Here is a 20775-nt window from a genome sequence, read left to right on the forward strand (position 1 = left end):
TCATGGACTGCGGTCGCCGTGCAGGATCGTCAGTACCGCGGTCCAGTCCAGCGAGCGGCTCTGCTCCTCCCCGACGGGCGCGATCTCGACCCCCGAATACAAGCCCAGCAAGGGGGCCGGTATGGCAATCTCGTCCAACAGGACTTCCGCCTCTTCGATCTCGGATCCGCTCCGCGCACTCGCCCTTCCGGCGCAGTCTATGTAGAGCGCCAGGATAGGCTGCCGGTTGGAAAACCGCTCGTTCATCAGGCGCACGCCGTCACGAACACTTTGTACCATCAAACCGTTGTCCCGCGACATAATCTGAACGACGGATCCCAGATGAAAGTCCGGTTCGAACAAAGTGATGGACCGACGCTCCGGAGAGGCTCGCAGGATCAGGCGATTTACATAGCGGTTCTCGTCGTACTCGGCAAACGGATCGCCGTGCTTCTCGCCGAGGGTAACCATAAGGGACAAGGCCCTGCCGTGGCTTTCGCCGATCTCGATCCCGAGCATGCCCTCGAGCACCGAAAGCGCCGGGCGACCGTCCAGTTCCAGGACCTCGGCGCCATCGACCGCAGTGATCGTCATGAACGCGCTGACCGGCACGCAGCCGTGGAGAATCGTAGTCTCCGCGCCGACGGAGGGCGGCAGGACGACGGCGACGGCGGCGTGCTTGCGCGGGCGCGTGCCGTCGAAGACGTAGCCGTCGGACAGGTTCATGTCGGTCAAGGTGCCGGCGCCGACCAGATGGGGACGGCGGCCGTCGAGCCCCTGGTAGATGCCTTCGACCAGCGGGCTGGCCGGGTGCAGGCGCGGCGGGACGGTCGATGCGACGCTGTCATAGAACAGCAGGACGACACGGCCGTCTTCGACTATCCCGCTCAACCGGTCGCCGAGCCGGCGGCCGGCCGGGCCTTCGCCGTCGAGCAGCCCGTCATCGACCAGGATGACCGGCTTGCCGAGGTTTGCGGGGAACAGGCCCACGGCGACCTCGAACCCGCTGTAGCCGAAACCGGCTCCCGTTATCCCGCCCGCGGCGGACCCGCCGACCACCGCGATGGCGCCGACCACTCCGCGCAAGCCCGCCAGGACCAGGGCAGGATCATGCTTACCCCCGCAGAAAAGCAATGCCCAGGCCGGAGACTCGGCGGCGTTCAGCAACGCCACCGCCCGACGCGCCGCTTCGGTGCCGGCTTCCCTCGGATCGGGATTGTTGCTGCGGCCGACGCCGATCAAGACCCCTCCCCTCCTCCCTCTTGCCCGATGAGCCGGAAGTTGGCATGCCGGCGGACCAGTTTCAGCAGTTCGGGCGCGGAGATCGGCTTCGCCACGTACTCGTCGCACCCGGCGAGACGGATCACGGCCTCGTCCTCCGGCGTCGCATAGGCGGTCACCGCGATCACGGGGATCTTGTGGAGCCGATCGCTGTTCCGGATCGCCCTTGCGACGTCGACGCCGGACATGTCGGGCAGGCCGATATCCAGCAGGATGACGTTGGGCATGAACTGCATCGCCTGATCGAGCGCCTGCTCGCCGTCGACCGCGGTCAGGGTCCTGTAGCCGGCCGCCTGAAGCAGGTCATCGAGCAACTTCAAATTGAACGGATTATCCTCAACGATCAGCACGGTCCTTATGTGAAGCGGAGGCTTGCCTTCACCTCCACTTCGACGGTTGGGCTCCGGTGCCGCCGGGGGAGACGCACCTTCGCCGGAAACTAGAGACAATCGCCGCGGCATGCGAACCTGTTATTGAAATGGAGCTTCAATATCTCCCACCTGAATGGGGATATCCAGAAGAAAAATCATGCGAACGATCGGCGAACATGCTTAACAGAGTTCAACTCGTATAGCGAAGCATATGCCTATGGAGTTTTATTAAACTTGCGCCGCCTTGTTGCAATAGCGCGATCAACAAGCAGCTAAAATAGAAACGTTTTCGAATCGATTGACGCCGTGTACGGGACGGCTGAAACTGTCCGGGAGGGAGAGGCCAGAGTGACGACGGCGGAGATGCTCCGTCGCCCACCGTCGGCAGCTACCTGCGAGGTAAACCCGCCCCTCAGCGGTTCTCGATAGCCCAGCCGCGATAGAACAGCGCGAAGCCGACGAACGCCATCGCCAGCGCGATGACCATTCCGAAACCGCCGATTTCCGTCTCGATCCAGAATGCGTTCAACAGCACGCTGAAGAAGATCACGACGAAGCCTGCCAATGCCTGCGGCGTCTGCGAACACTTCTGTATGCGGTGGAGACGTGTCCAGTACATTCCCGGTTCTTCCTTCCCGCCGACGATCACCCCGATCCGGATAAAATTCCGGATCGCGACCATTGCGCAGCCATGGAGTTGCGCATTATTGCTTATCTGTCAGTTAGACGGATTTTTTGGAACGCTTCAACGGTTCGGAAGGAGGATGGCGGGCGATCAAACGTCGCAGGTGCGGATCTTCATCCCTACCTTCCGCGTCTTGCGTCTTCGTCACTTCGGACTAATGGCAAGACGCCGAAAGCAGCATATGATCTCTTCCAAGCCGTCGAAAGACATGACAGGGCGGCATCTTTACGGGAGAGAGACGATGTGCAGAGTATTCGCCATGCAGGACCCTGCTTCCTACGCATGCGAAACGCGGGCCGTCCGGCTGCACGGCCATACGACGAGCATTCGCCTGGAGGCCGAGTTCTGGGCGGTCCTGGAGGAGATCGCCGGCCGCGAAGGGCTGACGTTGTCGCGGTTCCTCTGCACCCTTCATGACGAGGTGCTGCAGCAGCAGGGCGACGTGCCGAACTTCGCCTCCATGCTCCGGGTCACCTGCGCGCTGTACCTGCGCGACCCTGCCGCCCATGCCGCTGCGCTCGCGGGCCGGCGGATGCGGAAAATCGATGCTGTAGTAGCATGATACTACCTCCCGCCTGAATCGCCGCCCTAGGATTTCGCTTGAAGGAGTGAAAGACCGGGGAGGCGGAACCACCATGGCAAAAGTCATCCACGCGATGATCCGCGTGCTGGATGAAGACAGGTCGCGCGATTTCTACGGCCGGGCATTCGGCCTGGAGGTGGCGGACCGTTACGAGTTCGAGGGCTTCACCCTCGTTTACCTGCGCAATCGGGAGGCCGACTTCGAGGTCGAGCTGACCGTCAATCACGGCCGGACCGAACCTTACGTCCATGGGGACGGATACGGGCACATCGCGGTCGCCGTGGACGACCTGGACGTCGAGCACGGCCGGTTCACCCGACTGGGCTTCAATCCAGGTCCGACCAAGGAATTCATGCGCGACGGCGCCCTCATGGCGCGCTTCTTCTTCGTGCAGGACCCCGACGGCTACAAGGTGGAGGTGTTGCAGCGCCACGGCCGATACCGCTGAGCCGATCCGATCAGGGTCGGACCGATGCCATCCATGAAGAAAAGCCATCGAAAACCGTCTCCGAGGGAGGAGCACAATGAGGACCATCGATAAACGGGTAAAGGTGACCCGGCGCAGCTTCCTGAAATCGGGCGCGGCGGCCGCCGGCGTCACGGCCCTGGCAAGCGGGACCGCAGCGATCTCCCCGTCCGGCGCCTGGGCGATGACCGCGAAGCATCTCAAGCCGGACACCATGGTGACCCTGGTCCGTATGGCGCGGGACCTGTACCCGCACGATCGGCTGGGCGAGGTCCATTATGCGCGCGCGGTCGAGCCCTATGACGGCAAGGCCGGCGAGAACGCCGACCTGAAGCGGCTGATCGAGGACGGCGTGGCCGGCCTCGACACCGCGGCACGGGCCAAGTACGCACGCCCCTATGCCGATGTCGGCGAGGAAGACGACCGGGTCGCCGTCCTGAAATCCATCGAGGCCACCCCGTTCTTCCAGAAGGTGCGCGGCGACATGGTCGTGGCGCTCTACAACCAGCCGGAGGTGTGGGTGAAGTTTGGCTATGAGGGGTCTTCCGCCGAACATGGCGGCTACCTGGAGCGGGGCTTCGACGACATCGATTGGCTGAAGAACGCCTGAGCGGGAGGGATCGGGATCATGGCTGCGAAATTCGACATCAACGACGACGGCGTCGTGGTGATCGTGGGCTCGGGCGCCGGCGGCGGCACGCTCGGCAACGAACTGGCCCAGAAGGGCGTCAAGGTGGTGGTGCTGGAGGCGGGTCCCCGCGTGGAGATGGAGGAGTTCGTCAACGACGAATGGGAATCCTTCTCGCAGATCAGCTGGCTCGACAAGCGGACGACGTCGGGAAGCTGGCGAGTCGCCAAGGATTTCGCCGGACTGCCGGCGTGGATCGTCAAGGCGGTCGGCGGCTCGACCGTCCATTGGGCGGGCGCCAGCCTACGGTTCCAGGAGCACGAGTTCAAGACGAGGACCCATTACGGCGAGCTGGCCGGGGCCAACCTGCTGGACTGGCCGATCACGCTGGCCGAGCTGGAGCCCTACTACGGCAAGGCGGAGCACAAGATGGGCGTGACCGGGACCAACGGCATCCCCCGCCTGCCCGGCAACAACAATTACAAGGTTCTGGCGGCGGGCGCCAAGGCGCTGGGCTACAAGGAATTCCACACCGGCAACATGGCGATCAACCCGAAGGAGCGCGACGGCCGGGCGGCATGCCGGCAGATCGGCTTCTGCTTCCAAGGCTGCAAGACCGGGGCGAAATGGTCCACCCTGATGGCGGAGATCCCCAAGGGCGAGGCGACCGGCAACCTTGAGGTCAGGTCCGACGCCCAGGTGCTGAAGATCGAGCATGACGCCTCGGGCAAGGTGACCGGCGTGCTCTATGGCGACAAGGCCGGCAACGTCATGCGCCAGAAGGCCCGGGTCGTCGCGGTGGCCGGCAACTCGATCGAGAGTCCCCGGCTGCTGCTGAATTCAGCATCCGGCATGTTCCCGGACGGCCTCGCCAACAGTTCCGGCCAGGTCGGGCGCAACTACATGCGCCACACCACCGGATCGGTCTACGCCGTGTTCGAGAAGCCGGTCCACATGTTTCGCGGCACGACCATGGCCGGTATCATCCGGGACGAGTCGCGATTCGACCCGTCGCGGGGCTTTGCCGGCGGATATGAGCTGGAAACGCTGTCGCTCGGCCTGCCGTTCATGGCGGCGTTCCTCAATCCTGGCGCCTGGGGCCGCGGTTTCACGTCGGCCCTGGACGGCTACGACCACATGGCCGGCATGTGGATCGTGGGCGAGGACATGCCCCAGGAAAGCAACCGCATCACCCTGCACGCGACCGAGAAGGACGGGTTCGGCCAGCCGATCCCGAACGTGCATTTCGACGACCATCCCAACGATATCGCGATGCGCAATCACGCCTTCCGGCAGGGATCGGCCGTCTACGACGCGGTGGGGGCCACGCGGACGATCCATACCCCGCCCTACCCATCGACCCACAATCTCGGGACCAACCGGATGAGCGAGAGGGCGCGGGACGGCGTGGTCAACAAGCATGGTCAGGCCCATGACGTGAAGAACCTCTTCGTGTCCGACGGCAGCCAGTTCACCACCGGGGCTGCCTGCAACCCCACCCTGACCATCGTCTCGCTCGCCATCCGCCAAGCCGATTTCATCGCGGACCAGATGGGCAAGCGCGAGATCTGACGCCATTACGGCGGATGGTCCGGCGGGCGCGCGGCCGGGAAAGCCGCGCGCCCTTCCTTTCGTTTTCACCTACCAACGACGGCGATCGCCGGAGCGGCGATTCGCAGGTCGGCCCCGACCCGCAGGGCCGGTGCCGGCATCATGGGAACGCTGGAGTCCGACATAGGCGTCGCCGCACATGGGGCGGCGGCGCAATTCGACTGTGGGTAAGTGGTCGCGCGCGCGATATATATGTTGATGCGCATTTGGCGCGAAAAGTGTATAAACCCAGTCGCCGCGTCACCGGCGAATGGAAACTTCGATATTCGAGCGGTTTCCTCTCGTTCCGGACTCGCAAATTGTTAATAAGGGCTTAATTTGCCCACAATCGAGGTCCATATACGCGGTGCGACACTTGTTGATGCTTGTCGTGGTTGGAGCCCCCCGTTCTCCCTCTTCAGGAATACCCTATGCCGCCCGATGACACCGGGGTGCAGCCAATGTGCGCCTCGACCCCCACGCCTGCGACCTTTCAGGACAGAAAGCAGGCAGCTCGCCGCTGGGCCCAACAGCTCGCGGTCTTCAAGCAGCCCGTCCTTGGGCGCAGCGTCGGACAGATCGGAACGACCCTGCTTCCGCTCGCCGGGTTGACCATACTGATGGGCTTCAGCCTGCAGGTGGGATACTGGCTGACACTGCTGCTCGCCGTCCCCGCAGCCTTTTTCCTGGTGCGGGCCTTCATCCTTCAGCATGACTGCGGCCACGGCAGCCTGTTCAAGTCCGGCTGGGCCAACGACGCGCTCGGACGCTGCCTCTCCGTGCTGACCATGACCCCCTATGGCTACTGGAAGCGCGAGCACGCGATCCACCATGCCACGTCGGGCAATCTGGAAAAGCGCGGCATCGGCGATATCACCACCCTGACCGTCCGCGAATACCTGGCCCTCTCCCGCTGGGGCCGGCTGCGCTACCGGCTGTACCGGCACCCGATCGTGCTGTTCGGCATCGGCCCCGCCTTCATGTTCCTGATCCGTCACCGGATCGCGATCGGCGACGGCACGAACGACCGCGCCGCCTGGACCAGCGTGCTGGGCACCAACGTCGCGATCCTGGCGGCATTCGGGGCGGCCTCGCTGGCGTTCGGCTGGGTTCCGGTCCTGATGGTCTGGGGTCCGGTCATCCTGCTGGCGGCGACGATCGGCATCTGGATGTTCTACGTCCAGCACCAGTTCGAAGGGGTCCAGTGGCACCATGAGGATGAGTGGGATTTCCATGCCTCGGCACTGGACGGCTGCTCCTTCTACGACCTGCCGCGGTGGCTGCACTGGCTGACCGGCTATATCGGCTATCACCACGTCCACCACCTGTCGTCCAAGATCCCGAACTACCGGCTGCGGGATTGCCATCTCTCGATACCCGACCTTCAGCGGGTCCGCTCCCTCGGCCTGATCGAGAGCTTGAAAACCGTAAGCCTCGCCCTGTGGGACGAAGACAGCCGCAGGATGATCCGTTTCGGGGACCTGCGCGAGCGTATGGCCTGACGCCGCCCGAGCGGCTGCGGGGGAGCGCCGGGCCGGCGCTCCCCGATGATGGGCCGTCAGCCGATCAGGCCAGCAGCCACGCCGCCTTGCCCGGCTGCATCGAGCCGATATCGTTGGACCCGACGCCCATCAGGGTCACCAGTTCGTCCACCTTGCCGTCGTGATGGACCCAGACGGCCACGGCGCCCGTCCCCTTGGCGACCACCTCGACATCATAGTCCGATCCATGGCCCGACATCAGGGGCCGAAGGTCGAGGATGTCCTGGCCGACCTTGAAGTCCATGATGACGTCGCCCTTGTCGCCAAGGTCCTTGAACACGAAGCTGTCGCTTCCGCCGCCGCCGTACAGCTTGTCGGCGCCGCCGCCTCCGATGATGGTGTCCTTGCCGGCACCACCCTTGATGATATTGGACAGGCCGTTGCCGGTCAGGGCCACGCCGCCCGCCCTGAGCCCGATCAGGTTCTCGACATTGTCCGGCGCCGTGAAGGAGACGTCCCAGACCTTGACGGTGTCCACGCCCTCGCCCGGCTTCTCGACCACCTTGTCGTAGATGCTTCCAGCCACGTAGGTGTCGTCGCCCTTGCCGCCCTTCATGACGTCATGGCCGGAGCCGCCGTCGAGCTGTTCGTTCTTGTCGGTTCCGGTCAGGGTATCGGCTTTCGACGTGCCCTTGAGCGAAGCGGTGAAGCCGGCGCTCTCCCGCCATTGGGCCACGGTGGGCAGCGGTGTCGGTGACGGTCCGGAACCGGCCGGGCTGAACCCGAAATCGTCGGCCGCGAAGGCGGCGAGCTTGATGTTCAGGAACTTCAGCGTCTGCCCGCCGCCCAGGTCCAGCACGACATCGGCGCCCGACTGCTTCATGGCCGCCTTGACCGCGGCGAAGCTGCTGAAGGAACTCCCCTCCAGGCGCACGGTGTCGCCGGCGCCGGATCCGGCCTTGAAGTCGGTGATGACGTCGTTGCCCTTGCCCTTGGCGATGACGAAGACGTCGTTGCCGCCGCCGCCCGTCAGGCGGTCGTTGCCCGCGCCGCCGTCGAGCGCGTCGTTGCCAGCACCTCCCTTGATCACGTTGTCCTTGGCGTTGCCGGTGACCTTGGAGCCGCCGGCACGCGTCACGTTGGCGTTCTCGACCGACGACGGCATCGTGTAGGAGGCGTCGACCGCGGTCACGGTGTCTACCGGATCGGACGGCTTGGGCACCGTGCCGGAGCCGCCCGTGTTGGGACCGGCCTTGCCGTTCCACACGCCGTCGAAGCGGTTGCCGGAAACCTCCAGGCCCTTGCCCTGGCCGGACTCGACGGTGAGCCACTTGGTCGACCGGTTGATGGTGTTGTCGGTGATCGTGATGTCCGAAGACGGGGTCGCCTTGCCGCCCGTCTTGCCGGCCGCGACGTTGACGACGGTATAGTATTTGGGATTGCCGGCCAGCAGGTTGCCGGTCGCCGTGCTGTCGACCGCGCCCAGGAAATTGAGCGGGCGCTTGCCCACGTCGAAGACCTCGTTGCCGATCGCCACGACGTTCTTCGCTTCGTAATCGCGCATGCCCGGCCGCATCCACTTGGGCGTCGTCCAGCCGCCGATGGAGATGCCGTCGACATCGACGTCATGGACCCTGTTGTACTCGATCCGGACATTCGTCGAACCGCCCTTGGCGAACAGGCCGGCGACACCGGTGACCTTGGAGATATCGTTGCGGGCGATGACGCTGTCGTTGACCGCCACGAAATCGATGCCCTGGTCGCCGGCCCCGATGATGGTGTTGTCCAGGATGTGGATGTTGTCGCCCTGTGAGATCTTGATGCCGTCCATGCCGGCGCCGCGGATGATGTTGTCCTCGACGACGATGTTCTTGACCATGTCCTTGAAGTCGGTGCCGGCCATGCCGAACTGGATGCCGTTCTGCTTGGACTGCGCGGTCACGTCGAAGCCACGCACGACGATGTTCTCCTCGCCGAAACCGGCGATCGTCGCGGTCCCCGCGCTGGCCGGCTTGATCTTCGCCGCTCCGTTGCCGTCGGCCGAGATCAACCAGATCGGCGCCTTTTCCGTACCGCTGTGCTTGAAGTTGACGTTCTCAACATAGGTACCGGCCTTCACCATGACGGCCGTTCCGGGGGTCGCCTTGTCCAGTGCGGCCTGGATCGTTTTGAATGGAGAGCCTTCGGATCCGCTGTTGCTGTTGCTGCCCTTGTTGGAAACCCAAATGGTGCGCTGCGGTGAGATGCTGGAAAACGGCGTCAATTTACAGGTCCTCTCGAATTACTGCGACGGCTGGGCAGCGGGCATGTCCGCGCCATTCCAGCCCTGGTTTCAATCCCGTCCCATCTGATCGGGTTACTTCTTTCGAGAGAATGTCCTGGACGATTTAATAGACCGTTACCGTCAAGCCCATCACGCCAATGAAATTGGACGATAGATCGTTACGCAGGAAATACTGTGAATTCAGAACCAATTCCGATGCATGCGAAATCCCTTGCTGTAACTGGGATTACGGGCATTTTCCTGCGGCTTTCTGCCAGTGGCGGGCATCTCTATTAAGAAATACTCAAGCCCCTGAACCTGAAAACGATCACAGCCGGGTCAGATCCATGTCACAACTTCGTACCGGGTTTTGTCGAAACAGCAGACGCCTTTTTTGCTCCCCCGCTTCGGTCAATTGGATGTAATTTCCGACCCGTTCGCTGTACGGACAAGTACAAATCACCAATTCGCTGCACCAGATCCGCAATAAATCCGCATCTTCAGAGTAAAAATCTGTATTTACTCAAGCGGAACACGGACTGTAACGCACAATCAAAGAGTGGCATGATAATGGGCGATCGTCAGATCTGGGTTTCCAAGTCCGGAAGCAACTCGAATTCCGGCAGTTCTTCTTCACCACTGAAGACTATTCAGGCCGCAATCGACCGCGCTTCGGGCGGTGACGACATCATGGTCAAGGCCGGCACCTATGTTGAGAATGTCCGGATCCGAAAGGATGACATTTCGCTGATTTCGGCTGATGGAAACCACGACGCGACGATCAAGGCTGCCTCGCAGGGCCGTGCGGCGATCAGCGGCTTCGGGGTCGAAGGGATCAAGATCAAGGGCTTCGAGATCGACGGGCCGTCCGGTTCCAATGCAGTCCATTTCGGCATGTCCGGTCGCGGGTTCAAAGATCCGATCCGTGACCTGACCATCCAGGACAACAAGATCCACAGTTCCGGCCTGGACGGCATCAAGGTTTCGCAGGCATACAACGTCAAGGTACTGAACAACGATGTGTCCGGCTCCGGCGAAGAGGGTATAGACTTCGTCGCGGTCAACAATTCGCGCATCGCGGGCAACGACGTGTTCGGCAGCGACGGACCGTCCGCACTCGGAGTCAAGGGCGGGTCGTCCAACGTCAAGATCGAGAACAACACGGTCTGGGATGCCAAGGGTGCGGGCATCAGCGTGGGCGGCTGGACGACGGACAAGTGGATGTGGCCGAACGCGCGCAGCTATGAAGCCAAGGACCTGACGGTCGTCGGTAACGAGGTCCGGGACGTGGGCAAGGCCGCCATCCTCGTCTCCGGCGCGCGGGAGAGCCATATCGGCGACAACTATCTCGACCCCGATAACGGCCAGAAGGCCGCGATCTGGGTGGATCGCAGCAAGGCGGCCCACCCGAGCCCCATCTACTCCAAGGACATCTCCATCGAGGACAACTTCTTCGAAAGCTCCAAACTGGTGCAGGTGAACAAGGGCAACGGTGGCGGCCTGGATGTCAGCGGCAACTCCGCGGCCGCCTCAGGGCAGAAGGGCGTCTGGGCGTCCGCAAGGAGTGCCGGCGACGTGGCCGGGGCCTCGAACGATGCGGCCCCCGACATGATCGCAGTCGCGCGGGACGACCTGCCGGAGGGCTACGACCTCCAGCACGGCGGAGACCTGCCGGACGTCCGGATCGTCCTGGGCGACGAGTCCGTGATCTACACCCCGATCCGCGATGGCGACTTCGACGTGACGGACCTGCCGGACGGCGCTGTTTCTGCGGACGACTACCTGTTCTTCGAACCGGTTGACGACACCGCCGATAGTGCTGCGCTCGACGATGCGGCGGCGATCCTCACCGGATGGCACGCGCTCGACGAGGCGGCGCAGCCGGAACTGGCTGGCGTCGATCAGGCTAGCTCCTCCGCCTCCGGGTGGGTGCTCTAGAAAGCACATTTTCTCCTCTCTTTCAGAGAAATCCATTCCCTCTTCCGGCCACACCTATCCGGAAGAGGGAAATCCAGGAATTGTGCCAAAATGGTCCCCGGCATGGTTAATTATCGGTAAATTTTTTGGGTTGACGTCGAAACGAAATCCAGTCATGGGCTTTCTTCGCGTGACGAAATTAACCATAATGGGGCTGGTTTTATGCATTTTCGCGGTAAATCAGGGGCGGTGTCGAGGCGATCGCTGCTGGCGGGCGGGATTTCCGCAGCATTCCTCTCAGCGATCAAGCCAGCCGCTGCCGCGGTCGCTCCCTTGAAAGACAGGAAGCTTCACCTTTACCATCGCCAGACCGGCGAATTCTTCAAGGAAACTTACTTCGAGGACGGGTTCTATCGTGTCGATGCGCTGGACCAGATCAACTGGGTACTGCGCGACTGGCGCACCGATGCGACCACACCGATCGATCCCGCCCTGCTCGACATCCTGTACAATGTCGCGAACAGTGTCGATGCCGGCAAGCCTTTCGAGATCCTGTCGGGATACCGCACGCCCGCGACCAACGCGGCCCTTCGCCGGCACGGCATCCGGACGGCCTCGCAGAGCTACCACATGGTCGGCCAGGCGGTCGACATCACGCTTCCCGGCGTGAGCCTGCGCAACATGCGGAAAGCGGCGCTCGCGCTCGGAAAGGGCGGTGTCGGCTATTATCCCCGTTCAGGATTCATCCACGTCGATACCGGCGACGTCCGGCAGTGGAACGGTCGCTGACCAACTGCGGCGCCTGCCGGATGGAAACAGGGAGCGCCGGCCCCCGGCCGACCAGCGCTCCGCGTCCGTATGCCGACGGATCGATCAGGGAATGCGGAGCATCTGACCGGGATAGATCTTGTCCGGATGCTCCAGCATCGGCCGGTTGGCCTCGAAGATCGCCTGGTACTTGTTGGGATCTCCGTAGAATTCCTTCGAGACCTTCGAAAGCGTGTCGCCCTTCTTGACCGTGTAGAAACACGATTCAGGCGCCGCGTTGGCAGCGGCGGGAGTGGCTGCGGCAGCGGGAGCGGCGTCTTCGGCGACGGACAGGCGATCCTCCACCTTCGCGACGCCGTGTACGTTGCCGAGCGCCAGGACGATCTTCTCGCGCTGCTCCTGCGACGGGGCGCTGCCGGAAACGGTGACGGTGTCGTCCTTCACGTCGACGGTGAAATCCTTGGCCTCGAGGCCGAGCTTGGTGACTTCGGCGCGAAGTTCGTCCGGCGTCGGGGCGTCGCTGCCGATACCCAGCTTGCGGCCCGCATCCTTGACAAAATCGAAGAAGCCCATGGTGTTCTCCTCAAAAAGGGTGGACCGGATTTGAAAGGCGGGACGGGCCGCGAGAGCGGCCCGTCACTGAACCGGACAACAAACACCCGGGCGGGTCTGCGGTTGCGTGGAGGGCCGGGCTTCGGGAGCCTAGAAGCCGGCCAGGACGATCTTGCCGATCGACCGTCCGCTCTCCAGGGCTTCATGGGCCTTGCGCAGGTTCGCGGCATTGATCGTGCCGAATTCCCGGCCGAGGGTGGTCCGTATCAGTCCTTCGTCCACCAGGGCGGAAACCTCGTCGAGCAGCTTGTGCTGCTGGATCATGTCGGGCGTTTCGTGCATGGCTCGGACGAACATCAGCTCGATGTGAAGCGTGCCGGCCTTGCCCTTGATCTGCATGACGTCCAGGGACGCAGGATCGTCGATCAGGGTGATCTCGCCCTGCGGGGCCAGTACCTTGACGATCTCCGCCCAATGCTTGTCGGTGTGCGTGAGGGACAGGACGTAACGCACGGTCGGGTGCCCGATCCGCGCCAGTTCCTCCGACAGCGGCTTCGAATGATCGATCACATGGTGCGCGCCCGAGGCCGTTACCCAGTCCCGGGTTTCCGGCCGGGAAGCCGTGCCGATGATGGTCAGGTTGGTCAGCCGGCGGGCGAGCTGCACCGCGATCGACCCGACGCCTCCGGCCGCCCCGATGATCAGGATGGCGTCGTCGGTCGGCGCCTTGCCGACGGGGATACGGAACCGATCGAACAGGCACTCCCACGCCGTGATGGCGGTCAGCGGCAATGCGGCGGCCTGGGTGAAGGAGAGGCTTCGCGGCTTGTGACCGGCGATCCGCTCGTCCACCAGCCCATACTCCGCATTGCTGCCCGGCCTGGTGATGCTGCCGGCGTAGAAGACCTCGTCCCCGGGGCTGAAGAGGGTGACGTCGCGCCCGACCGCCTCGACCACGCCGGCGGCGTCCCAGCCCAGGATCACCGGCTGTTCCGGCGTTCCGGCGCGGCGCATGCGGACCTTGGTATCGACCGGGTTGACCGACACCGCCTCGATCCGCACCAGCAGGTCGCGCGGTCCCGGCGCCGGCCTGGGCGTCTCGAAGTCGAACAGGGAGCGCTCTTCCGAAATGGGCAGGCTTTCGACGTAGCCGATGGCTTTCATATGCTTTTCCTCGTTCATGAACCTGTCGCCAAGATGGATCATCACCGTTGACCATATAATTGGCTTGAAGCCGAAATGACTATTCGGTTTCATCGAAGAATGAACCTCAGCCTGTCCGACCTGACGCTTTTCGTCCGTACCGCGGCTCTCGGCAACATCAGCGCGGCCGGGCGGGAGATCGGTCTTGCTCCGGCGTCGGCGAGCCAGCGTCTCCAGGCGATCGAGCGGGAGATCGGAGCCCGGCTGCTCCACCGGACCACGCGCCAGGTTGCCTTGAACGAGGACGGCCGCGTCTTCCTGGCTTATGCCCAGAAGATCCTGGCGGATGCGGAAGAAGCCCGGGATGCGGTGACCGGGGCGCAGTCGCCCGCCGGGATGCTGTCGGTCACCGCTCCCGCCTCCTTCGGGCGCCAGTACATCTCGCCGGTCCTGCCCGAGTTCCTGAAGGCCCACCCCAGGCTGCGCGTGCGGATGCACCTGATGGACCATGTGGTCGACATCGTGGCACAGGGAATCGACGTCGCCATCCGCATCGGCACGCTGCCCGACAGCACGCTGGTGGCGAAGCGGCTGGTGTCGAACCGCCGGGTCGTCTGCGCCGCCCCGGCCTATCTGGCTGAGCACGGCATCCCCGCCGTGCCGGCGGATCTGGAAAGGCATGCGTGCCTCATCCTCGGCGACCAGCGCCTGTGGCGCTTCGAGGGTGCGGGCGGATCGGGAAGCGAGATCGCGGTCCGTGTCGCCGGCCCGCTGGAGAGCAACCATGGCGAGGTGATCAAGGACGCGGCCGCGGCCGGCGTCGGCATCGCCATCAAATCCACCTGGGATGTCGCCGACCTCCTGCGCGACGGGCGGCTGGTGCCGATCCTCGAAGAGTACCCGCTGGCGGGCGACAGCGCGATCTGGGCAGTCTATCCCAATGTGCGGCTGCTGCCGGTGCGGGTCAGGCTGTTCATCGATTTTCTGAAGCTCCGCTTCGGGCAGCCGACTCCCTATTGGGATGATGCGGACACCGCCGAAGGGCGGTGGTGATCCTTACTAAAAGGTTAATTCTTATTCCTCTCTCTAACGTGTTATTAACCATCCCTATCGACGCGGGTGCTGCGCACCCCTCCATCTTCAAGGGATCCTACGATGACGACCCGCATGGGCGGCCCGGTACGCGATGTCCTTTACGGAACCCGGTGGGCGGACACGCTCCGCGGTGAAGCCGGCAACGACTACCTGAACGGACAGGGCGGCAACGACAGCCTTTTCGGCGGCACGGGCGACGATAAACTGGACGGCGGAGCCGGCGACGACACGCTGCGGGGAGGCGACGGGATCGACGCCCTGTTCGGCGGGGACGGTTCGGACGTCCTCCACGGCGATGCCGGCAACGACTATCTCTCCGGCGGCGCCGGGTTCGACCAGCTCTTCGGCGGCGCCGGCAACGACAGGCTGGTGGGCGGCGAAGGGACCAACGACCTGTCCGGCGGCAGCGGCGGCGACGTCCTGGTCCTGGAAGAACGGGGGACGGTCCGCGAGACCTCCTCCTGGTTCTCCGGCGGGACGGGGCGCGATACCCTGCACGTCATCGCCGACGATGCCCGGGTGCTGGTGGATCCCTACACCGGATCGACCGCGACGGCGCCGGCGCGCATCGCGATAGACCTGGACGATGAAGGGTCCGGTGGTAGCCTGTGGTTCCAGGACGGCGACGGCTGGGCCTTCGAGGCGGCCGGCACGTTCGACGGCATCGAGGCCTTCACCGTCTCCGACGGAACCAGGCTGGACTTCCATGGCGGGGCCGGCGACGCGACGGTCACCGGGGGCCGTCACGCCGACCTGTTCGAGGGCGGCTCGGGCGACGAGACCTTTGCCGGGGCCGGAGGGTCGGATCTGTTCCTGATGTCCTGGAACGACCCGTCCCAGGGAATGGGCCATGACCAGATCATCGGCTTCAACGTCGCCGAAGGCGACCGCATCGCGTCGGCGTTCTTCACCGGGACGCACGGAGTCGATCTGAAGACGAGCTGGATCGAGAAGAACGGACATACGATCTTCACCAGCCGGACGCCCGACGGAACGGTGGTCCACACCCTCGATGTGGACGCCGTCGGCCTGCCCAAGGGGACCATGGCTGATCACGATTGGGCATGAGGCTTGGGGCAAGGCGGGCCGGTCATCGGCGGATTTGACGCAGGCCGAACGGACAGGATCCCGGTTGGTCTATCCGTCGGGTTCATGCGATTGCATGCGCATATGTTCCATCCGCCTGGTTGCTCCCCGCCATGCACTCCCGCCTGATCCGCCGGCACGATCATTTCTTCAAGCGTTTGTTGGAGCAGCCCGGCGCGGCCGGGGCGCTGCTCCGGGAGCGGCTTCCGCCCGAGATCGCGAAGCTGCTGGGTCCCGATGAGCCGGTGCTGGTGCAGGGCTCCTTCGTGGATCGGGAACTTCGGGAATACCGGACGGACCGGCTCTACCGGGTACGCCTGCGGGACGGACGCGAGGCCTATCTGTATGTCCTGATCGAGCATAAGGCCGCCCCCGACCCGCGGATCGGCCTTCAGCTGCTCGGCTACATGACGCAGTTCTGGCTGTCGTGGGACAAGCGGGAGGGAAGGGCGACGGACGGCAAGCTACAGGCGCTGCCGCTGCTGTTCCCCCTGGTGGTCTATCACGGCGCGGCGGAGTGGGGCGTACCCCTGTCCTTCGCGGAGGCTGTCGATCTCGATGACGAGACGCTACGGCCCTATGTCCTGGATTTCCACTACTCTCTCACCGACCTCGGGAGGATCGACGATGCCAAGCTGTCACGGCAGAAGGAACTCCGGATCGGGCTTCTTCTGCTGAAGCATGGCGGCCGGGGCGGCGACCTGCGCCAGATCCTGGTCGAGGTCGGACGCGCCGCAGCGGCCCTGAGCACCGATGACTTGGTGACCCTGGTACGCTACATTATTTCCGAGCCCAATGAGGTCGAGGCTGCGATGCTTCGGGACCTGCTGAGGGAGATCGTACCCGGTCAGGAGGCGAGGATCATGTCGATCGCGGCGGAACAGTGGAAAGCCGAGGGTATGGCCGAGGGCATTGCTCGGGGTAGGGCTGAAGGCAAAGCGGAAGGCAAAGCGGAAGGCAAAGCCGAAATCTTGATGCGCCAGCTGCGACGGCGCTTCGGCGAGATACCCCAATCGACCTTTGACAGGGTCCATGCCGCCTCCGACGACGAACTGACGGCATGGGCGGAGAACATCCTCGATGCGTCGAGCCTGGATGCGGTCTTCCATCCGTCCAGGGCGAACTGACGGCGTCGTCGCCGAGGGGCGGCCGTCAGGCGAACCGGTAGATCGTGGTCGAACGAAAGGACTCGCCGGGATCGAGGCGAGTGGACGGAAAGTGCGGGTGGTTGGGCGAGTCGGGGAAATGCTGGGTTTCCAGGCACAGCGCGTCGCCCTGGCGGTAGAGTTTCCCGGCTGCGCCGATCAGCGTGCCGTCGAGATAGTTGCCGCTGTAGAACTGGACGCCGGGCTCGGTCGTCAGCACCTCCATCACCCGTCCCGACACCGGGTCGCGGACGCGGGCGGCCAGGGTCAATTCATCGGGTGAAGGCTTGTCGAGCACGTAGTTGTGATCATAGCCCCGCGTGATGGCAAGCTGCGGATGGCCGTCGCGCAGGCGGGCGCCGATCGCGGTCGGCCGGGTGAAGTCGAACGGCGTTCCGGACACCGGTTCGACGGCGCCGGTCGGGATCGAGGTCTGGTCGACCGGCGTGTAGCGCGAGGCGTTCAGATAGACTTCGTGCCCCTCGACGGTCCCGGAGCCGTCGCCCGTCAGGTTGAAGAAGCTGTGGTTGGTCAGGTTCACCACGGTCGGCCGGTCGGTGATCGCGTGATAGTCGATCCGTAGCGCGTTGTCGTCGCCCAGCGTGTAGGTGACGGTCACGTCGAGGGTGCCGGGATAGCCTTCCTCCCCGTGTGCGCTCCGGTATGACAGGGCGAGCGCGCCGTCCCCGACACGGTCGGCCCGCCAGATCCGGGCGTTGAAGCCGCCCGGGCCGCCATGCAGGGCGTTGGGACCGTTGTTGGCGGCGAGCGTGAAATCCTCGCCGTCGAGAGTGAACCGGCCCTTCGCGATCCGATTGGCGTAGCGGCCGATGATGGCCCCGAAATAGCGGCCGGGCTCCGTGTAGTCCTCCAGCCGGTCGAAACCGAGCACGACGTTGGCGACGTGGCCCGTGGCGTCCGGCACATGGAGCGCCTTGACGACGCCCCCGTAGGTCAGGATCTCCACCGCCATCCCGCCGTCGTTCGCCAGCGTGTGGAGGTCGACGCCTTCGCCGAACGGCCGCTTATCTTGCCTTGCCATGCCTGTCCCCTACTCCGCCGGGTCGATCAGGATCGCGCGGAAGTCGTTGACGTTGGTCAGGGTCGGTCCGGTGACGACCTGGTCGCCCAGCGCCTCGAAGAAAGTATGACCGTCGTTGTCGGCCAGCTTCGCCTTCGCGCTGATGCCGCGCTCGGCCGCGCGGAGCAGCGTGTCGGGGGTTATGATGGCGCCGGCCACCTCCTCCGCGCCGTCGATGCCGTCGGTGTCCCCGGCGATGCCCCAGATCCCCTTCGCGCCGTTGAGCGCGACGGCGGTGGAGAGCAGGAATTCGACGTTGCGGCCGCCCTTCCCCTCGCCGCGCACCGTCACCGTCGTCTCGCCGCCCGACAGCAGGACGCAGGGCGCCGGCAGCGGATGGCCGTGAGTGGCGGCGGAAAGAGCGATGCCGGCCATGATCTTGCCGACTTCCGTCGCCTCCCCCTCCAGCGCGTCGCCCAGGAGCAGCGGAGTCACCCCGGCCTTGCGAGCCACCTCGGCGGCGGCTTCCAGGGAGAATTGCGGCGTCGCGATCATCACGTTGGTGACGTCGGCGAGGCGCGGATCGCCGGGCTTGGGCGTCTCGTCCTCGCCCCGGTCCAGGTGGCGCTGAACGGCCTCGGACGGCGTGATGTTGTAGCGCCGGAGCACGGCGCGGGCGTCCTCGAAGGTGGACGGGTCCGGAACCGTGGGGCCGGAGGCGATCACGGAGGGATCGTCGCCGGGCACGTCGGAGATCAGCAGGCTGATCACCTTGGCGGGATGGGCAGCCGCGCCCAGCCGCCCGCCCTTGATCGCCGAGAGATGCTTGCGCACCGCGTTCATCTGCCCGATGTCGGCGCCGGAAGCGAGCAGCGCCTTGTTGACCGCCTGCTTGTCCTCCAGCGTCAGGCCGGGGGCCGGCAGCGCCAGCAGGGCCGACCCGCCGCCGGAGATCAGGAACAGCACCAGGTCGTCGGGCCCCGCCCCTTTCGCCAGTGCGAGCACGCGCGCGGCGGCGGCGTGGCCGGCGGCGTCGGGAACGGGATGGGACGCCTCGACGATCTCGATATGGCGGCACGGCACGGCATGCCCGTAGCGGGTGATCACCAGCCCTTCGAGGGGACCGGGCCAGTGGTCCTCGACCGCCTTCGCCATGGCGGCGGAAGCCTTGCCGGCTCCCAGCACGATGGTCCGGCCCTTGGGCGGCGGCGGGAGGTGCCGCGGCACGACCTTTTCCGGCAATGCCGCATCGACCGCGGCATCGAACATCGCCTTCAGCAGATCGCGCTGCCGTGTCGCCATGATGGGTGTTCCTTTCCCTCTGTGTGGCCCGTTCGGGCCGTTCTGGGGCGCTCTACTTGGCGCCGATCTCGTGGTTTGCCATAAGTTCGAGGGCCCGCACCAGTGCCGAATGATCCCAGGCATTGCCGCCGTTGGCCGAGCAGGTGTTGAACAGCTCCTGGCAGGTGGCGGTGTTTGGCAAGGCCACCTTCAGCTCGCGGGCACCCTGGAGCGCCAGATTGAGGTCCTTCTGGTGCAGCTCGATGCGGAAGCCGGGGTCGAAGGTCCGCTTGATCATCCGCTCGCCGTGGACCTCCAGGATCTTGGAGCTGGCGAAGCCGCCCATCAGGGCCTGCCGGACCTTGGCGGGATCGGCGCCGGCCTTGGAGGCGAACAGCAGCGCCTCGCCGACCGCCTCGATGGTCAGCGCCACGATGATCTGGTTGGCGACCTTGGTGGTCTGGCCGTCGCCGTTGCCGCCGACCAGCGTGACGTTCTTGCCCATCAGGTCGAACAGCGGCTTGACCTTGTCGAACACGGCCTGCTCGCCGCCGACCATGATGGTGAGCGTCCCGGCCTTGGCCCCGACCTCACCGCCGGAAACCGGCGCGTCCAGATAGTCGCAGCCCAGCTCGTTCACCCGCCGGGCGAACTCCTTGGTCGCCATGGGGGCGATCGAACTCATGTCGACCACGACCTTGCCGGACCCGAGGCCCGAAGCGACGCCATCGGTGCCGAAGAGCGTCTCCTCGACGTCGGGGGTGTCGGGGACCATCAGGATGATGACGTCGGCGGCCTCGGCGACCGCGCGGCGGGTGTCGACCACCTTGGCACCGCCCTTGAGCAGCTCATCCGGGATGGGCGAGCGGTGCTTGACCACGATCAGTTCGTGGCCGGCCGACAGGATGTGCCCCGCCATGGGGCGGCCCATGATGCCGAGCCCGATGAAACCTACCTTCATGTCTCTTCTCCTTGGTTATCCGGTTGGCGGCCCGGTGCGGGCCAGTCCTCGGCCAGCATGATCCTCTGGACTCCGGCCAGATGCCCGCGCATCGCGTCGCGCGCCGCGGGTCCATCGCGGCGGCCCAGCGCGTCGAGGATGCGGGCATGCTCCGCCAGCGACGCCCGATGGTTCTCGGGCAGGCCGCTGCGCCGGCTCAGCCCGTCGAAGATCGGTTCGCCGGACTCGTCCCACAGCCGGTCGACCATCGAGGCCAGCACGGAGTTGCCGGTCGCCCGGGCGATGCGGGCGTGGAACAGGCGGTCGGCGGCCCGGACGTCCTGGCCGGCATCGACCCCTTCCCGCATCCGGTCCAGCGCCTCGGCGATGGAGGCGAGATCGTCGGCGGTGGCGCAACCGGCGGCGGCGAAGGCGACCTCCGGCTCGATCAGCAGGCGCGCGGCGATCAAGTCGAACGGGCTCGGACCGATGTCGGGCGA

At 64.9% G+C, this 20775-nt stretch carries 21 protein-coding genes; 11 read left to right on the plus strand and 10 right to left on the minus strand.

Annotation, left to right across the window (positions count from 1 at the left end):
* The 3 genes from JL100_RS17115 to JL100_RS17125 form a co-directional block, all read right to left on the minus strand.
* Complete coding sequence (locus JL100_RS17115) at positions 1–1221, minus strand: FIST signal transduction protein (RefSeq protein WP_202678644.1); 1221 nt, start codon at positions 1219–1221, stop codon at positions 1–3.
* Positions 1218–1580, minus strand: coding sequence for a response regulator (locus JL100_RS17120; RefSeq protein WP_407696866.1), 363 nt, complete (start codon positions 1578–1580; stop codon positions 1218–1220). The genes JL100_RS17115 and JL100_RS17120 overlap by 4 nt, the downstream gene beginning before the upstream one ends.
* Before the next feature lie 463 nt (positions 1581–2043).
* Positions 2044–2313: a hypothetical protein gene (locus JL100_RS17125; protein WP_202678646.1), complete on the minus strand. Its 270-nt coding sequence runs from the start codon at positions 2311–2313 to the stop codon at positions 2044–2046.
* A gap of 244 nt (positions 2314–2557) precedes the next feature.
* Here JL100_RS17125 and JL100_RS17130 point away from each other — a divergent pair, with 244 nt between their 5' ends.
* The 5 genes from JL100_RS17130 (at position 2558) to JL100_RS17150 (ending at position 7085) form a co-directional block, all read left to right on the plus strand.
* A complete protein-coding gene (locus tag JL100_RS17130) occupies positions 2558–2878 on the plus strand; it encodes a ribbon-helix-helix domain-containing protein (protein ID WP_202678647.1) in 321 nt (106 codons plus the stop codon).
* Positions 2879–2951: 73 nt separating this feature from the next.
* Positions 2952–3347: a VOC family protein gene (locus JL100_RS17135; RefSeq protein ID WP_202678648.1), complete on the plus strand. Its 396-nt coding sequence runs from the start codon at positions 2952–2954 to the stop codon at positions 3345–3347.
* Positions 3348–3423: 76 nt separating this feature from the next.
* Entirely contained in the window at positions 3424–3975 is a 552-nt protein-coding gene (locus JL100_RS17140; RefSeq protein ID WP_202678649.1) for a twin-arginine translocation signal domain-containing protein, read from the plus strand.
* Positions 3976–3993: 18 nt separating this feature from the next.
* Positions 3994–5565 carry a GMC family oxidoreductase gene (locus tag JL100_RS17145; protein ID WP_202678650.1) on the plus strand — a complete coding sequence of 524 codons (1572 nt, stop codon included), beginning with the start codon at positions 3994–3996 and terminating at the stop codon, positions 5563–5565.
* A 449-nt stretch (positions 5566–6014) separates the two neighbouring features.
* Positions 6015–7085 (plus strand): fatty acid desaturase, encoded by a 1071-nt coding sequence (locus JL100_RS17150; protein WP_202678651.1) that lies wholly within the window; start codon positions 6015–6017, stop codon positions 7083–7085.
* Positions 7086–7149: 64 nt separating this feature from the next.
* Here the strand turns inward: JL100_RS17150 and JL100_RS17155 are convergent, their stop codons facing one another.
* Positions 7150–9291, minus strand: a complete 2142-nt coding sequence (locus tag JL100_RS17155; protein WP_228421373.1) for a right-handed parallel beta-helix repeat-containing protein — start codon at positions 9289–9291, stop codon at positions 7150–7152.
* Here JL100_RS17155 and JL100_RS17160 point away from each other — a divergent pair.
* The 3 genes from JL100_RS17160 (at position 9185) to JL100_RS17170 (ending at position 12033) form a co-directional block, all read left to right on the plus strand.
* Positions 9185–9415, plus strand: coding sequence for a hypothetical protein (locus tag JL100_RS17160; RefSeq protein ID WP_228421462.1), 231 nt, complete (start codon positions 9185–9187; stop codon positions 9413–9415). The two genes, JL100_RS17155 and JL100_RS17160, sit on opposite strands and share 107 nt — an antisense overlap.
* 482 nt (positions 9416–9897) lie before the next feature.
* The gene (locus JL100_RS17165) at positions 9898–11265 is read left to right on the plus strand and encodes a right-handed parallel beta-helix repeat-containing protein (RefSeq protein ID WP_202678653.1); all 1368 of its coding nucleotides are present in this window, start codon (positions 9898–9900) and stop codon (positions 11263–11265) included.
* A 312-nt stretch (positions 11266–11577) separates the two neighbouring features.
* Positions 11578–12033, plus strand: coding sequence for a YcbK family protein (locus JL100_RS17170; protein ID WP_202678654.1), 456 nt, complete (start codon positions 11578–11580; stop codon positions 12031–12033).
* Positions 12034–12117: 84 nt separating this feature from the next.
* Here the strand turns inward: JL100_RS17170 and lysM are convergent, their stop codons facing one another.
* Together lysM and JL100_RS17180 are read right to left on the minus strand one after the other, a co-directional pair.
* Entirely contained in the window at positions 12118–12585 is a 468-nt protein-coding gene (gene lysM / locus JL100_RS17175; protein WP_202678655.1) for a peptidoglycan-binding protein LysM, read from the minus strand.
* Between the two features lie 129 nt (positions 12586–12714).
* Positions 12715–13728: a zinc-binding alcohol dehydrogenase family protein gene (locus JL100_RS17180; protein ID WP_202678656.1), complete on the minus strand. Its 1014-nt coding sequence runs from the start codon at positions 13726–13728 to the stop codon at positions 12715–12717.
* Positions 13729–13827: 99 nt separating this feature from the next.
* Between JL100_RS17180 and JL100_RS17185 the strand changes: the two genes are divergently transcribed.
* From JL100_RS17185 to JL100_RS17195, 3 genes are all read left to right on the plus strand, one after another.
* Positions 13828–14760 carry a LysR family transcriptional regulator gene (locus JL100_RS17185; protein WP_202678657.1) on the plus strand — a complete coding sequence of 311 codons (933 nt, stop codon included), beginning with the start codon at positions 13828–13830 and terminating at the stop codon, positions 14758–14760.
* 102 nt (positions 14761–14862) lie between these two features.
* Entirely contained in the window at positions 14863–15870 is a 1008-nt protein-coding gene (locus JL100_RS17190; protein ID WP_202678658.1) for a calcium-binding protein, read from the plus strand.
* 131 nt (positions 15871–16001) lie between these two features.
* Positions 16002–17015 (plus strand): Rpn family recombination-promoting nuclease/putative transposase, encoded by a 1014-nt coding sequence (locus JL100_RS17195; protein ID WP_202678659.1) that lies wholly within the window; start codon positions 16002–16004, stop codon positions 17013–17015.
* Positions 17016–17040: 25 nt separating this feature from the next.
* Here the strand turns inward: JL100_RS17195 and JL100_RS17200 are convergent, their stop codons facing one another.
* Genes JL100_RS17200 through JL100_RS17215 form a run of 4 tightly spaced genes read right to left on the minus strand, consistent with a single transcriptional unit; the run spans position 17041 to position 20745 of the window.
* A complete protein-coding gene (locus JL100_RS17200) occupies positions 17041–18075 on the minus strand; it encodes an aldose epimerase family protein (protein ID WP_202678660.1) in 1035 nt (344 codons plus the stop codon).
* Positions 18076–18084: 9 nt separating this feature from the next.
* Positions 18085–19356, minus strand: a complete 1272-nt coding sequence (locus tag JL100_RS17205) for a glycerate kinase type-2 family protein (RefSeq protein WP_202678661.1) — start codon at positions 19354–19356, stop codon at positions 18085–18087.
* A gap of 52 nt (positions 19357–19408) precedes the next feature.
* Entirely contained in the window at positions 19409–20296 is an 888-nt protein-coding gene (gene glxR / locus JL100_RS17210; protein WP_202678662.1) for a 2-hydroxy-3-oxopropionate reductase, read from the minus strand.
* Positions 20293–20745, minus strand: a complete 453-nt coding sequence (locus tag JL100_RS17215) for a FadR/GntR family transcriptional regulator (protein WP_202678663.1) — start codon at positions 20743–20745, stop codon at positions 20293–20295. Before JL100_RS17215 ends, glxR begins: the two co-directional genes overlap by 4 nt.
* Positions 20746–20775: the final 30 nt, after the last annotated feature.

This window comes from Skermanella mucosa, from assembly GCF_016765655.2.
GTDB classification, from domain to species: domain Bacteria; phylum Pseudomonadota; class Alphaproteobacteria; order Azospirillales; family Azospirillaceae; genus Skermanella; species Skermanella mucosa.